Origin of the sequence: Pediococcus sp. AC40 (genome assembly GCF_030252485.1) — a bacterium.
Classification (GTDB): domain Bacteria; phylum Bacillota; class Bacilli; order Lactobacillales; family Lactobacillaceae; genus Pediococcus; species Pediococcus acidilactici.
On the sequence record NZ_CP127012.1, the window covers coordinates 1,535,342 to 1,548,568 of the forward strand.

21 protein-coding genes are annotated in these 13,227 nt (G+C 42.3%); all 21 read right to left on the reverse strand.

The window, feature by feature from the left end:
* Positions 1–6: 6 nt before the first annotated feature.
* The 21 genes from ald to rplF all read right to left on the reverse strand — a co-directional run bounded on the left by ald (position 7) and on the right by rplF (position 13,219).
* Entirely contained in the window at positions 7–1,107 is a 1,101-nt protein-coding gene (gene ald, locus NL111_RS07535) for an alanine dehydrogenase (protein ID WP_285110115.1), read from the reverse strand.
* Positions 1,108–1,427: 320 nt separating this feature from the next.
* The gene (locus tag NL111_RS07540; protein WP_002832235.1) at positions 1,428–1,646 is read right to left on the reverse strand and encodes a PspC domain-containing protein; all 219 of its coding nucleotides are present in this window, start codon (positions 1,644–1,646) and stop codon (positions 1,428–1,430) included.
* 326 nt (positions 1,647–1,972) lie between these two features.
* Positions 1,973–2,365: a 30S ribosomal protein S9 gene (gene rpsI, locus NL111_RS07545; RefSeq protein WP_002832236.1), complete on the reverse strand. Its 393-nt coding sequence runs from the start codon at positions 2,363–2,365 to the stop codon at positions 1,973–1,975.
* Between the two features lie 14 nt (positions 2,366–2,379).
* Positions 2,380–2,823 (reverse strand): 50S ribosomal protein L13, encoded by a 444-nt coding sequence (gene rplM / locus NL111_RS07550; RefSeq protein ID WP_002832237.1) that lies wholly within the window; start codon positions 2,821–2,823, stop codon positions 2,380–2,382.
* 125 nt (positions 2,824–2,948) lie between these two features.
* Entirely contained in the window at positions 2,949–3,695 is a 747-nt protein-coding gene (gene truA, locus NL111_RS07555; RefSeq protein ID WP_002832238.1) for a tRNA pseudouridine(38-40) synthase TruA, read from the reverse strand.
* Positions 3,696–3,702: 7 nt separating this feature from the next.
* Positions 3,703–4,497, reverse strand: a complete 795-nt coding sequence (locus NL111_RS07560; RefSeq protein WP_005918860.1) for an energy-coupling factor transporter transmembrane component T family protein — start codon at positions 4,495–4,497, stop codon at positions 3,703–3,705.
* Positions 4,490–5,353: an energy-coupling factor ABC transporter ATP-binding protein gene (locus tag NL111_RS07565; protein ID WP_159208482.1), complete on the reverse strand. Its 864-nt coding sequence runs from the start codon at positions 5,351–5,353 to the stop codon at positions 4,490–4,492. The genes NL111_RS07560 and NL111_RS07565 overlap by 8 nt, the downstream gene beginning before the upstream one ends.
* Positions 5,329–6,171: an energy-coupling factor transporter ATPase gene (locus NL111_RS07570; RefSeq protein ID WP_159208481.1), complete on the reverse strand. Its 843-nt coding sequence runs from the start codon at positions 6,169–6,171 to the stop codon at positions 5,329–5,331. Before NL111_RS07570 ends, NL111_RS07565 begins: the two co-directional genes overlap by 25 nt.
* A gap of 179 nt (positions 6,172–6,350) precedes the next feature.
* Entirely contained in the window at positions 6,351–6,734 is a 384-nt protein-coding gene (gene rplQ / locus NL111_RS07575; protein ID WP_002832244.1) for a 50S ribosomal protein L17, read from the reverse strand.
* A 21-nt stretch (positions 6,735–6,755) separates the two neighbouring features.
* Positions 6,756–7,700, reverse strand: coding sequence for a DNA-directed RNA polymerase subunit alpha (locus tag NL111_RS07580; RefSeq protein WP_002832245.1), 945 nt, complete (start codon positions 7,698–7,700; stop codon positions 6,756–6,758).
* Between the two features lie 83 nt (positions 7,701–7,783).
* Positions 7,784–8,173 carry a 30S ribosomal protein S11 gene (gene rpsK, locus NL111_RS07585; protein WP_002832246.1) on the reverse strand — a complete coding sequence of 130 codons (390 nt, stop codon included), beginning with the start codon at positions 8,171–8,173 and terminating at the stop codon, positions 7,784–7,786.
* A gap of 20 nt (positions 8,174–8,193) precedes the next feature.
* On the reverse strand, positions 8,194–8,559 hold the full coding sequence (gene rpsM / locus NL111_RS07590; protein ID WP_002832247.1) for a 30S ribosomal protein S13: 366 nt from the start codon (positions 8,557–8,559) through the stop codon (positions 8,194–8,196).
* Positions 8,560–8,584: 25 nt separating this feature from the next.
* On the reverse strand, positions 8,585–8,704 hold the full coding sequence (gene rpmJ, locus NL111_RS07595; protein ID WP_002832248.1) for a 50S ribosomal protein L36: 120 nt from the start codon (positions 8,702–8,704) through the stop codon (positions 8,585–8,587).
* Positions 8,705–8,731: 27 nt separating this feature from the next.
* Positions 8,732–8,950: a translation initiation factor IF-1 gene (gene infA / locus NL111_RS07600; protein ID WP_002832250.1), complete on the reverse strand. Its 219-nt coding sequence runs from the start codon at positions 8,948–8,950 to the stop codon at positions 8,732–8,734.
* A 152-nt stretch (positions 8,951–9,102) separates the two neighbouring features.
* Positions 9,103–9,762, reverse strand: coding sequence for an adenylate kinase (locus NL111_RS07605; RefSeq protein ID WP_002832251.1), 660 nt, complete (start codon positions 9,760–9,762; stop codon positions 9,103–9,105).
* Between the two features lie 31 nt (positions 9,763–9,793).
* On the reverse strand, positions 9,794–11,092 hold the full coding sequence (gene secY, locus NL111_RS07610; RefSeq protein ID WP_002832252.1) for a preprotein translocase subunit SecY: 1,299 nt from the start codon (positions 11,090–11,092) through the stop codon (positions 9,794–9,796).
* Positions 11,092–11,526 carry a 50S ribosomal protein L15 gene (gene rplO, locus NL111_RS07615; RefSeq protein WP_002832253.1) on the reverse strand — a complete coding sequence of 145 codons (435 nt, stop codon included), beginning with the start codon at positions 11,524–11,526 and terminating at the stop codon, positions 11,092–11,094. Before rplO ends, secY begins: the two co-directional genes overlap by 1 nt.
* Positions 11,527–11,552: 26 nt before the next feature.
* Positions 11,553–11,735 carry a 50S ribosomal protein L30 gene (rpmD, locus tag NL111_RS07620; protein WP_002832254.1) on the reverse strand — a complete coding sequence of 61 codons (183 nt, stop codon included), beginning with the start codon at positions 11,733–11,735 and terminating at the stop codon, positions 11,553–11,555.
* Positions 11,736–11,748: 13 nt separating this feature from the next.
* Positions 11,749–12,252, reverse strand: a complete 504-nt coding sequence (rpsE, locus tag NL111_RS07625; RefSeq protein ID WP_002832255.1) for a 30S ribosomal protein S5 — start codon at positions 12,250–12,252, stop codon at positions 11,749–11,751.
* Between the two features lie 21 nt (positions 12,253–12,273).
* Positions 12,274–12,639, reverse strand: coding sequence for a 50S ribosomal protein L18 (gene rplR, locus NL111_RS07630; protein WP_004166087.1), 366 nt, complete (start codon positions 12,637–12,639; stop codon positions 12,274–12,276).
* A 43-nt stretch (positions 12,640–12,682) separates the two neighbouring features.
* Positions 12,683–13,219, reverse strand: a complete 537-nt coding sequence (gene rplF, locus NL111_RS07635; RefSeq protein ID WP_002832257.1) for a 50S ribosomal protein L6 — start codon at positions 13,217–13,219, stop codon at positions 12,683–12,685.
* Positions 13,220–13,227 lie beyond the last annotated feature (8 nt).

The window sequence follows — 13,227 nt, forward strand, 5'->3', positions numbered from 1 at the left end:
CATCAACTAACTCATAAACGGTGTGTATTCGATATTTAGACTATCCGCAACCGCCTTAGAAGTTAATTGTCCATTGAAAGTGTTAATTCCAGTCAGAACGGTTTGATTAGCGGCCGCCGCTTCCACTCCCTGGTTAGCAATCATCACTGCGTAACGAACCGTTGCGCTAGTTAATGCATCCGTAGCGGTTTTAGGCACCGACCCCGGCACGTTAGCAACCGTATAATGGATCACCCCGTGAGATACGTAGATTGGATCGTCCAACGTGGTTGCTTTAACACTAGTTTCAAAAATTCCACCTTGATCAATTGGAATGTCTACCACCACTGATCCCGGCTCCATACTATCAATCATTGCGGTAGTAACTAACTTCGGCGCCAACGCTCCCGGAATCAACACCGCTCCGATTACCAAGTCGGCTTCCTTAACTGCCCTTGCAATGTTATGGGAGTTTGATGACAAGGTTTGGATATTACCGTTGAAAATATTATCAACTTCAGCTAAGCGTTGCGCATTAATATCCAAAATAGTTACTTGAGCACCAAGCCCTACCGCAATTTTGGCGGCATTAAACCCTACGGTTCCGGCACCGATAATTGCTACTTTCCGCCGAGCCACTCCGGTAACTCCCGATAACAGGACGCCCTTTCCAGACTGCGGTCGCTCTAAGAAGTGAGCTCCTACTTGGACTGACATTCTCCCAGCAATTTCACTCATTGGAAAAAGCAGTGGTAAATCGCCGGCCGGCCCAACCATGGTCTCGTAAGCAATGCTAGTAACTTTGCTTTTCAACAGTGCTTCAGTTAGTCGGCGATCCGCTGCCAGATGAAAATAAGTGTAAATGATCAATCCTGGACGGAAGTATTGGTATTCTGCCGGTAACGGTTCTTTAACCTTCATAACCATTTCGCAGTTCCAAACGTCTTCTACGAAGCCCAGCTTTGCACCCATATTTTCATAAGTCTCGTCAGAATAACCCGAACCAATGCCCGCACCTTTTTCAATAACTACTTCATGTCCGGCCTGAACTAAATTTGCCACCGTATTTGGAGAAGCTCCGATTCGTTGCTCTTGCGCCTTAATCTCTTTAGGTATACCAATTTTCATAAGATTCCATTCCCTTCTTTTGTGAACAACTTAACGACGATCATTAAACCGGTACATTTTACTTATTCAAACGTACCTTGCTTCACTAAGTTATCGTTTTAAATCCAGGGTAGAATATTCTATCAATATCGCTAAAAAGCATTGTCTTTTCGGCATTTACCACTATTTAATTTTACATCCCCGCTCACCTCCAACCACCCTTTTTCGGTTCTAGAATAACACACTTAAGCGTAAATTGCAGTAAGAATCCAAATAAAAAGTCTGGTTGATTTTATCTTCTAAAAGCAACCAGACCAATTTCATTATCTTTTTTACTACAACTAATTAATTATTTTACGTTTTTTTGAGTAATCCACGGGACTTTCCATTAATAACCATAAAATCAAGTACACGATGATTCCCGGAAAAATCGGTGTGAAGCTTAAAAGTAGGTAAATTATTCGAACGTGACTGGCATTCCATCCGTAATGCTCCGATAGTCCTCCCAAAACTCCAGCCAATAACCGATTATTTGCCGAGCGGTGAATGTTAATTTTCATACTTTCCCCTCCTCGTAGTTTTTATCAATTCTACCATTTAAATGATTTACCCGGTATTTTAATGCTTCACGATCGGCTTTTTAAAAGTTATTAAAATTCCTCCAACGGTTAGCATCCCGGAATAAAACGTTCTTTATTAAATGATAATCACCTTTATATTCTTCAATAAAAATAATTTAACTTCAAAGAGGCCCGTTCTATTTTATCGTTTAGTTTCCATTCCAAAATAGATAACATGACAACTTAATTACTAGTCGCAGTTATGACTGCACAAAAAAACACCCTCCATTCCTGGAAGGTGTTGTAATCGTTGTGTATAGTAACGATTAACGTTTTGAGAATTGTGCAGCCTTACGAGCTTTCTTAAGACCGTACTTCTTACGTTCCTTCATACGAGGGTCACGTGTAAGTAAACCAGCCTTCTTCAAAGGTGCACGGAAATCAGGATCAACATCCAAAAGAGCACGAGCAATACCATGACGGATTGCGCCAGCTTGTCCGGAGAATCCACCACCATTAACGTTAGCAATAACGTCATAGTTGCCGTTTGTTTCAGTTACGCCGAATGGTTGGATAACTACTTGACGTAAGTTTGCAAATGGAATGTATTCTTCGATTGGACGATCGTTTACAGTGATTTTACCGGTTCCCGGTACAAGACGTACACGAGCAACGGAGTTTTTACGACGGCCAGTGCCGCGATATTGTGCTTCAGCCAAAATTCATTTCCTCCTTAAATTAAGTTCGTGATGTCAAGCTTTTCTGGGTTTTGAGCTTGATGTTTATGATCTGTACCAGCATAAACATGCAACTTCAAACCAAGCTTACGACCTAGTGAGTTGTGTGGAAGCATACCCTTAACTGATGTTTCAATCAAGCGTTCAGGAGTCTTTTCACGCATTTCACCTGCAGTCTTCATCTTCAAACCACCTGGATGCAATGTGTGGTGGTAGTAGATCTTGTCTGTCGCCTTGTGACCAGTCAACTTAACCTTGTTTGCATTAATAACGATAACGAAGTCACCAGTATCCACATTAGGAGTGTATGTTGGTTTGTTCTTACCACGTAAAATAGATGCAACAACTGTTGAAAGACGTCCCAAAGGAACATCGGTCGCATCAACGACATACCATTTACGTTCTACTTCACCTGGTTTAGCCATATATGTTGTACGCACTTGAATTTCCTCCAATTTCTGTTTTGTTTAACTCAACTATAATAAGTTTCCGGGGCTTATTTTGTGGAGGTAAACAATACCAACTTCCATTATATTGACAGTCCCGGTTAAAGTCAATCAAAAATCTAATAATCGACTTCTTTTAAATATAACCCACTTGCTGGGGCAGTTCCCCGGGCTTGATTGCGATCCTTGACCGCCAAAAGCCGCGGGATATCATCCACCGGCCGCCGTTTACTACCAATTTCAACTAAAACGGCCACCATGATTCGCACCATGTTATATAAAAAACCATTGCCATAAAATTCAAAAATAATTTCGTTTTGGGCTTCATCCTTCCAAGCCTTGGCCTCGTAAATGGTCCGCACGTGATTTTTGGCCGTGCTTCCGGAAGCCACAAAACTAGAAAAGTCGTGGGTGCCCTCTAAATCTTTAATTGCTTGTTGAATCAATTCAATGCTAATCGGAAATTTCCAATGTCCGGTGTAATTGCGTTTAAACGGGTCAACAAATTCCCCTAACGCCATCCGGTACTGATATCGTTTGCCATGGGTGGTAAAGCGTGCGTGAAAGTCTTCGTCCACGATCTCCACCTTTTTTACCTGCGTATCTAACGGTAAAATACTGTTCAACGCGTGCAACATGTTATTGGCCGTCATTTCAATTGGCAGATCAAAATGCACTACCTGACCGAAGGCGTGGACTCCGGCGTCCGTTCGACCAGAACCGAAAATTGGAATTTCAGGTTGGGGGTTCTTCGCAATTTTATTCACCGCGCGTTTTAAAACTCCCTCAACCGTTCGTTGGTTAGGCTGCGCTTGAAAGCCCGCAAAGTTAGTTCCATCGTAAGCCATTGTAATCTTATAACGCATGTCAACCTCATCTTCTAAGGGCGATAATCACTACTGCTGCAAGCAGCATCGTTACCGTCCCGATAATATCATTTTTTGTATAATTTAAAACCCGATACTTACTGCGCCCTTCTCCACCTTGGTAACCGCGCGATTCCATCGCCGTAGCGAGCTCCTCAGCGCGACTAAAGGCACTTTCAAACAGTGGAATGAGGATGGCTACGAGCTTCTTTAAACGCACCAAAATCGACCCAGAGCTAAAATCAGCCCCCCGGGACCGTTGTGCATTTAAAATCTTTTCCGTTTCGTCGATTAATGTTGGCACAAACCGCAAAGCAATCGACAGCATTAACGCCATTTCGTAAACTGGGAAGTGCACTTTCTTTAGCGGCATAAAAATGGCTTCAATCGCTCCCGAAATTTCCAAGGGAGAAGTTGTCAGTGTAAGTACGGTAGAAACTAGAATAATTAAAATAAACCTTATCGCAATGTACACGGCATTTAAAAGTCCGTTGCTGGTTATGGACAGGATTCCCCAATGCCAGTAGACGTGACCCCCGACACCAAAGAACACCTGGATAATCATCGTCAGTAAAATGACCCCAATTAACGGCTTTACCCCGTCCCAAAAGAAACGTGGACCAATTGCCGACGCTGCGATAATCACCATTGCTAAAACAAAGCTTGCTAGGTAAGCTGCCCAACTATTGGCAAGAAATACGGCGACAATGTATACCAAACTTAAAATTAGCTTAGCGCGCGGATCCATTCGATGGATAAAAGAATGACCGGGAATGTACCGCCCAAATAAAATCTTATTCACGTGCACGGCCCCCGTTCTGCTTAAGCTGTTCAATTAGTTCGCCCATTTGCAGCGGAACTGGGTCGAAGTGAAACCCACGTTGCATTAACCGTTGGGCAAACTCCGTAACCTGGGGCAGCCCTAACTGGTGTTCTAATAACCACTCTGGAGCGCTGAAAACGGCTCGGGGACTCCCCACCTTAATAATTTGTCCGTCATCCATTACCACAACCTGATCGGCATAATTGGCAACGTCATCCATCTGGTGGGTCACTAACAGGATTGTTAAGTGCTCTTGTTCATGTAATTCCGCAAAAAGCTCCATCATTTCGGTCCGTCCCTGCGGATCCAGACCTGCCGTGGGCTCGTCCAAAATTAAGATTGCCGGGTTGGTTGCTAAAATTCCGGCAATTGCCACCCGACGCATTTGCCCACCCGATAATTCAAAAGGTGATTTTTGCCAAGTGTTTTCGGGCATGTGTACCTTTGCAAGTGCCTGCTGAGCTCGTTGAGTCGCTTCCGCGTCACTTAAACCAAAATTTAGCGGACCGAATTTAACGTCGTCCAACACGGTTTCCGCAAATAACTGACTTTCAGGAAATTGAAAAACAATTCCCACGTGCTGCCTTAGAGCCACCAGCGCCTTATTTTTTGTGGTTGCATCAATTACTTGATTATCAACCTCGACCGTCCCCGTCGTGGGCTTCAATAGACCATTAACGTGCTGAATCAGCGTCGACTTTCCACTACCAGTGTGGCCAATGATTGCGGTATACGAGCCAGTAGGAATTGTTAAATCAACGCCCTTTAACGTCAGGTTTTCAAAAGGAGTATGGGCTTGGTAAACGTAACTTACTGATTTGAACTTAATTGACATACCCATTCCTCCAATTTAGCTTCGTTCATTTTTAATGCTGGTGGCACGTTGAATCCATGGGCCACGAGTTCGTCATAGAGCTGACCGCTAAAGGGCTTTTCTAGCCCAGTCTGCTCTAAAAGCTGGTTGTCCGCAAAAACCGCTTGAGGGGTACCCGTAGTGACTACTTTACCGTCATTTAATACAATTACCTGATCGGCTAGCATTGCTTCGCTAACGTCATGGGTAATTGAAAGAACGGTTAAATCTTGTTGTTGGTGCACTTGGTTGATTAGTTGAATAATTTCCGTGCGTCCCTGTGGATCAAGCATGCTGGTGGCCTCGTCCAAAATCATAATTTCCGGTTTAGTCGCCAACACTCCGGCAATCGCCACCCGCTGTTTTTGCCCACCAGACAACTGGTCGGGTTGCCGGGACTTAAAGTCACTCATTCGCACCTGAGTAAGCACCCGCTCAACAATCTGGTGCATCTCCGCAGTAGGAATTCCTAAGTTTTCCAGTCCAAAGGCCACGTCATCTTCCACCGTGGCGCCAACAAACTGATTGTCTGGATTCTGAAAAATCATGCCAATCTTTTTTCTGACGTCCCATACCGTATCCTCACTAAGGGGAATTCCGGCTACCGTGACCGTGCCTTCCCGAAACGTCATCAATCCGTCAATTGTGCGTGCTAAGGTGCTTTTACCGCTCCCGTTATGTCCAACAATTGCCGTCCAGGTTCCCTTTTGAATAGCGACCGAGACATCATCCAGTGCTTTTTTATCACCGTTATTAGCGTATTTATACGTAAGATGTTTTACTTCAATAATGTTTTCCACAGTCCTACTCTCCCGATACAATATGGAACTAATTTTATCATTGTATACAAAAAAAATCACTGAAGATAAAGGTAGCAAGTCCGTAAACTCGCCGTGGGCTAGACTCGGATTTCTCCAGCATCGTAACACCCTACCAATATCTTAGTGATAGATTTTGTTATTCTTATAATTGCTTAGAATTAGTCAACTAATTCTAAGACAACCATTGGGGCACCGTCTCCGCGGCGTGGCATCGTTTTGTAGATACGAGTATATCCACCATTACGATCAGCATAACGTGGAGCCAATTCAGCAAATAATTTTTGAAGTGCTGAAGAAACTTTAACATCTTCACCATCTTCTGTAACATCAGCAACGACGTTACGAACAAATGCTGCAGCTTGACGACGGGCATGTAAGTCGCCACGCTTACCCAATGTAATCATTTTTTCAGTTGTAGAACGTACTTCCTTAGCACGGGCTTCAGTTGTAACGATCTTTTCATTAACAATTAATTCTGTTGTAAGATCGCGAAGCAACGCTTTACGTTGGGAGCTTGTACGACCTAATTTACGATAACTCATCTATGGGAACCCTCCTTATGATTAGTCTTCTGAACGGAAACTCAAGCCCAAAGCATTCAGTTTTTCTTGGATTTCAACAAGTGATTTACGTCCAAGGTTACGAACTTTCATCATTTGAGCCTCAGTGCGATCAGTTAATTCTTGAACACTGTTAATACCTGCTCGTTTTAAGCAATTGTATGAGCGAACCGAAAGATCTAACTCTTCGATTGTCATTTCAAGCATTTTTTCCTTGTGAGTTTCTTCTTTTTCCACCATAATTTCAGTCTCTTTAGCCTGGTCATTAAGGTTTACAAAGATAGCAAGGTGTTCAGTTAAAATTTTAGCAGATAAACTTGTTGCCTCACTAGGAGTGATCGAACCATCAGTCCAAATATCGAGCGTAAGTTTATCGTAGTCATCTCGTTGACCAACACGAGTTTTTTCAACTTGATAATTAACACGTTCAATTGGGGTATAAATAGAATCGATTGGCAATACGCCAATTGGCATATCCGCCTTTCGAGCCTTGTTTTCGTCCGCAGAAGTATATCCACGGCCAGTATCAGCAGTTAAAACGGCATGGAATGTCGTTCCTTCTGCAACAGTACAAATTGGTGAATCTGGATTGAGAACCGTAACATCACCGTCTCCCATAATATCACCAGCAGTAACGTTGGCAGGTCCCACTACGTTGATATCTAACGTCTTTTCGTCATCAGATTCAATCTTTAAGGAAACCTTCTTTAGGTTCAAAATAATTTGTGTAACGTCTTCTACAACACCTTCAATAGTGGAGAATTCGTGTAACACGTTATCAATTTGAACACTGGTAATCGCTGCTCCTGGAAGCGACGATAATAGGATTCGACGAAGTGAATTACCAAGCGTTGTACCATATCCCCGTTCTAAGGGTTCAATAACAAATCGGCCATAATTGTCATTTTCGTCAATTTTATGAATTTTTGGCTTCTCAAATTCGATCATTCTAATTTTTACCCCTTTCAAAACGCAGTCTGCATTTCGACTTTGAATGCATTATAAAGTTTGCCCTCAAACAGAACCGAACTCTATACACGACGGCGCTTTGGAGGACGAGATCCGTTATGAGGAACTGGTGTAACATCACGAATTGCGCTTACTTCAAGCCCAGTTGCTTGGAGAGCACGAATTGCAGCTTCACGACCAGAACCAGGTCCCTTAACAGCAACTTCAACATTCTTCATACCATGTTCCATAGCAGCCTTTGCAGCAGCTTCTGAAGCCATTTGAGCAGCAAATGGAGTCGATTTACGACTACCCTTGAAACCAAGTGCACCAGCAGATGACCAAGCAACTGCGTTACCTTGAGGGTCTGTAATCATAACCAGAGTATTGTTGAATGTTGAATGGATATGAGCTACTCCAGATTCAATATTCTTTTTTACTCGACGCTTACGAGTATTTCTTTTCGTTGCCATAAATGTTTAGCCTCCTTTAATTATTTTTTTCTACCTGCGATAGAAACTTTCTTACCTTTACGTGTCCGAGCGTTATTCTTCGTGTGTTGTCCACGAACTGGCAAACCACGACGATGACGCATACCACGGTATGAACCGATTTCTTGGAGACGTTTGATATTGAGACTAACTGTACGACGAAGATCACCTTCAACAAGATACTTGTCTACTTCTGCACGAATCTTGTCTTCTTGATCTGCTGTTAAATCGCGAACGCGAACATCTTCAGAAACATCTGCGTCCTTTAAGATTTTTTGAGCGGTAGTGTTACCAATACCGTAAATATATGTCAAACCGATGACAATACGCTTATCACGTGGTAAATCAACACCTGCAATACGGGCCATTAAATTTCACCTCCAAGTATAATAATTATTTTCCTTGACGCTGTTTGTGCTTAGGATTTGCTGAGCAAATTACCATAACGCGTCCTTTACGTTTAATGATCTTGCAATGTTCACACATTGGCTTAACTGATGGACGTACCTTCATGAATAAATCCTCCTAAACGAATAAAACTTATTTGAAACGATAGGTAATGCGACCCTTGGTAAGATCGTACGGCGACATCTCAACCGTAACCCGATCTCCAGGTAGAATCTTGATGTAATGCATCCGAATCTTACCCGAAACGTGGGCAAGAATTTCATGACCATTTTCAAGCTCTACTTTAAACATCGCATTAGGCATAGTTTCTTTGACTTTGCCCTCAATTTCAATGACATTATCTTTAGCCACTAAATTTGTGCCTCCTAATTAACTTTTCTAACAGTAAAAACCAACAAAAAGCTTCAAAATATGTATTCCGAAGCTAAACCTGAATCAGCTTACCATACGAAAAAACTATTTGCAAACAATGAACGTTATCTATAGTACCAACAAGCACGAAATTAGAGAGCCTCTAATACTTTTTTGACTTCAGAATAAACATCGTTGATATCCTGATCGCCATTAATATTGTAAAGGAGATGCTTTTCTTCATAGTAATCAATCAAAGGCGCGTTAAGTTTTGTGTTAACGGCAATTCGATTTTTTACCGTTTCTGGCTTGTCGTCCTCACGTTGATAGAATTCATGATGTCCGCAAACATCACAAGTTCCTTCAACCTTTGGTGGATTGTAGAGCTTATGATAAGTAGCTCCACAATTCTTACAAATAAATCTGCCAGATAGTCTTTCAACCAAGACTTCAGGTTCAACATGAATGTTGATCACTGCCGTCAATGGTTTATTTAAGCGAGATGTCATTTCGTCTAACGCCTTAGCTTGTTCGAGGTTTCGAGGGAAACCATCAAGCATAAAACCATCATTGACATCGTCCATTGCTAGACGATCTTCGACAATCCCGTTAGTTACACTATCGGGAACTAGTTCACCCTTATCGATGAACTTTTTAGCTTCAATCCCCATCTTGGTTTCATTTTTCATTGCTTCACGGAAAATGTCACCGGTGGAGATGTGCGGAATTTTAAAATCCTCAATAATCTTTTGAGCTTGGGTACCTTTACCAGCACCAGGCAAACCCATCAAAACGAGGTTTAATTTAGTCATTAGTAATTCTCCTTCATTGCTAAACGACGAATTAGTTACGAATAAACCCGATGTATTCTCGTTTCATCATTAGACCTTCAAGTTGGTCAAACAACTGAATTGCAACTCCGACCACGATTAGTAAGCTTGTTCCACCCAATCCAATCGATTCATCTAAACCAAAGATGTTAGATGCAAGTAACGGAATTAACGCAACTAAACCTAAGAAAAGTGCTCCGACTACGCTCAACCGAATCAAAAGACTCGAAACGTAGCTTTGCGTTTTCTTCCCAGGCCAAACACCTGGGATGTAACTGCCCTGTTTTTGTAAATTCTCCGCTAATTTTTCGGGATTAACCTGAACAAATGCGTAGAAGAACGTGAACAAGACGATTAACACGGTGTATAAGATTGCGCCATCCGTGGTTTGCATATTAAACACGTTGGTCAAGATATTGTACCAATCATCTTCTGAATGAGATGAAGCAAACGCCATTAAGATGGTCTGGGGAGTTGAAATAAACGAACTAGCAAAAATTACCGGAATAACTCCCGCAACGTTAACTTTTAATGGTAAGTAACTGCTGTCAGATGCGCCCGAAGCCCGGCGTGTATATTGGATTGGAATTTTACGGCTTGCTTGTTGTACCCAAGTTACGAAAATAACAATGGCTAAAACCGCAAGTAAAATTAATCCAACATACAAGAAGCTTTGGCCCCACTGACTTTTCGGCGTATTAACAAACTGTTCAGTATAAATTTGTTGAATTCCAGTTGGTGTCCGGGCAATGATCCCTGCGAAGATGATCATTGAAACCCCTTGACCAATACCCCGTTCTGTAATCATATCTCCTAACCAAGTTGTTAACATCGTTCCCGCTGTTAAAATCAACCCGATGGTTAAGAAGGTGTGTACATTTGGTGTTTCAACTAAATTCATTTGACTCAAGTAGTTAAAACCAGCAGTGATTCCGATTGATTGCGCAAAAGCAAGGACGATTGTTAACCACCGGGTTGCTTGATTAAGCTTCCGACGACCAACCTCACCTTGCTTACTCCATTCCACAAATTTTGGAACAATGTCCATTTGTAACAATTGAACAATAATTTGTGCCGTAATGTATGGAGAAACTCCCATTGCGAAAATGGAGTAGTTTGTCAATCCGCCACCACTAAAGGTATTAAGAATTCCAACTAATCCCGAAGAGGAAATGCTTTGCAAAGCATGCGCATTAACTCCCGGAACGGTGATGTATGATCCTAACCGAAATACAATCAAAATACCAAGTGTGAAGAATATCTTATGACGGATATCCTTCACTTTTAAAGCATTGATGACGGTCGAAAACATTAAATCACCTCGGTCTTACCACCAGCAGCTTCGATTGCCTTTACAGCACTCGCAGAGAATTTTTGAGCTTTAACAGTGAATTTCTTTGAAACTTCACCATTACCGAGAATTTTAACACCGCTAAGTTGTTTCTTGATGATACCAGCCTTAAGCAATGCTTCAGGTGTAATTTCAGCACCTTCGTCAAATACGTTAAGTGCATCAAGATTAACAATTGCGTATTCTTTGCGGTTAATGTTTGTAAAACCACGTTTTGGAATCCGACGGTAAAGAGGCATTTGGCCACCTTCAAAACCTAAACGAACTTTTCCACGTGCCTTTTGTCCCTTTTGACCACGACCAGCTGTCTTACCGTTACCGCTTGAATCACCACGGCCGATCCGTTTGCGGCTAGTCCGTGAGCCTTCGCTAGGCTTTAATTCATTCAACTTCATGCAAGGAAACCTCCAATCTTACAATATTATTTTACTTCTTCGACTTCGATTAAGTGTGCAATGTGGAAAATTGCTCCACGAGTTGCCTCATTGTTAGGTAGGACAACCGAACTGTTAACCCGGCCAAGACCTAATTCCTTAACAATTTTTCTTTGTTTAGGGAGGCGATGTGCGGCACTTTTAATTAATGTAACTTTTAATTGTGACATCAGAATATCCTCCTTATTCAGCTAAATGATCGACTGAAACCCCACGTAGGGCAGCAACTTCTTCTGCATTACGCATGCTCTTAAGGCCTTCGAAAGTAGCACGGATAACGTTAACTGGGGTGTTTGAACCCAAACGCTTACTTGTAACATCATCAACACCGGCTAATTCCATAACGGCACGAACAGCACCACCAGCAGTAACTCCAGAACCTTCAGCAGCTGGCTTCATCAGAATCCGTCCACCACCGTAAACACCGATGGCTTCGTGAGGGAGAGTTGTTCCAACGATTGGAACTTCGATCAAACTCTTACGTGCAGTTTCAACTGCTTTACGGATTGCTTCTGGAACTTCTTGAGCTTTACCAGTACCAAAACCAACATGACCGTTCTTGTCACCAACAACGACTAAAGCAGCAAAACGAAGACGACGTCCACCTTTAACAACCTTTGTAACCCGGTTGATGGCAACTACGCGGTCTTCCAATTCCAATTTTTCTGGATCGATAAACTTAGACATGTACGTATTTCCCTCCTATCCTTAAAATTTAAGTCCGTTTTCGCGAGCAGCTTCAGCTAAAGCTTGCACACGACCATGGTAAAGGTATCCACCACGATCAAAAACGACATTTTCGATTTTCTTTTCAACAGCTCTCTTGGCAACCAAAGCACCAACTTGTGCAGCAGCTTCAGTCTTTGAGCCACCTGAAACTTCGCTATCTAATGTTGAGGCACTAACTAGCGTTACACCCGCTACGTCATCAATTACTTGAGCGTAGATGTTTTTGTTAGAACGATATACATTTAAGCGTGGGCACTCTGCAGTACCAGAGATTTTTGAACGAATACGTGCGTGACGACGTTGACGTTTCTTATTCTTATCTGGTTTTGAAATCAAAATTTTCACCTCATATTTTTAAATTATCAGCTAACTATATCAAGCTGCTAGATTACTTACCTGTCTTACCTTCCTTGCGGCGAACGTATTCACCAACGTAGCGAACCCCTTTACCTTTGTAAGGTTCTGGTGAACGTACGGCACGGATTTCAGCGGCAAAATCACCAACGCGTTGCTTGCTAATTCCACTGATATTAATGTGTGTGTTGTCAGGTACTTCTACCTTAAGGTCTTCAGGAGCTTCCATTTCAACTGGGTTTGAGTAACCTAGGTTCAAAACAAGCTTCTTACCTTTAAGTTGAGCACGGTAACCAACACCGACTAATTCGAGTTTCTTTTCGAAACCGTTGGTTACTCCTTCAACCATGTTGTTAAAGTTAGCGCGTGTAGTACCATGTAATGCGCGCATCTTGTTATCATCGCTTGGACGATCAAATGTAACAACATTTCCTTCAACGTTCATTTTAATATCCGCACTCATTGTGCGTGTTAATTCACCCTTAGGTCCTTTAACAGTAACGACGTTTCCGTCTTGTTTAATTTCAACACCAGCTGGAACTTCAACTGGTTTTCTACCGATACGGCTCATTGAACGGC

Coding starts and splice junctions, on each gene's coding strand:
- NL111_RS07565 (WP_159208482.1), bottom strand. CDS start 5,353: ATGTCAATTAAGTTCAAATCAGTAAGTTACGTTTACCAAGCCCATACT.
- secY (WP_002832252.1), bottom strand. CDS start 11,092: ATGTTTTCGACCGTCATCAATGCTTTAAAAGTGAAGGATATCCGTCAT.
- rplO (WP_002832253.1), bottom strand. CDS start 11,526: ATGAAGTTGAATGAATTAAAGCCTAGCGAAGGCTCACGGACTAGCCGC.
- rpsM (WP_002832247.1), bottom strand. CDS start 8,559: ATGGCCCGTATTGCAGGTGTTGATTTACCACGTGATAAGCGTATTGTC.
- rpsK (WP_002832246.1), bottom strand. CDS start 8,173: ATGGCAACGAAAAGAAATACTCGTAAGCGTCGAGTAAAAAAGAATATT.
- rplF (WP_002832257.1), bottom strand. CDS start 13,219: ATGAGCCGTATCGGTAGAAAACCAGTTGAAGTTCCAGCTGGTGTTGAA.
- rpmD (WP_002832254.1), bottom strand. CDS start 11,735: ATGTCACAATTAAAAGTTACATTAATTAAAAGTGCCGCACATCGCCTC.
- truA (WP_002832238.1), bottom strand. CDS start 3,695: ATGCGTTATAAGATTACAATGGCTTACGATGGAACTAACTTTGCGGGC.
- NL111_RS07580 (WP_002832245.1), bottom strand. CDS start 7,700: ATGATCGAATTTGAGAAGCCAAAAATTCATAAAATTGACGAAAATGAC.
- rpmJ (WP_002832248.1), bottom strand. CDS start 8,704: ATGAAGGTACGTCCATCAGTTAAGCCAATGTGTGAACATTGCAAGATC.
- ald (WP_285110115.1), bottom strand. CDS start 1,107: ATGAAAATTGGTATACCTAAAGAGATTAAGGCGCAAGAGCAACGAATC.
- rplQ (WP_002832244.1), bottom strand. CDS start 6,734: ATGAGTTATCGTAAATTAGGTCGTACAAGCTCCCAACGTAAAGCGTTG.
- NL111_RS07540 (WP_002832235.1), bottom strand. CDS start 1,646: ATGAAAATTAACATTCACCGCTCGGCAAATAATCGGTTATTGGCTGGA.
- rpsE (WP_002832255.1), bottom strand. CDS start 12,252: ATGTCTAAGTTTATCGATCCAGAAAAATTGGAATTGGAAGACCGCGTA.
- NL111_RS07605 (WP_002832251.1), bottom strand. CDS start 9,762: ATGACTAAATTAAACCTCGTTTTGATGGGTTTGCCTGGTGCTGGTAAA.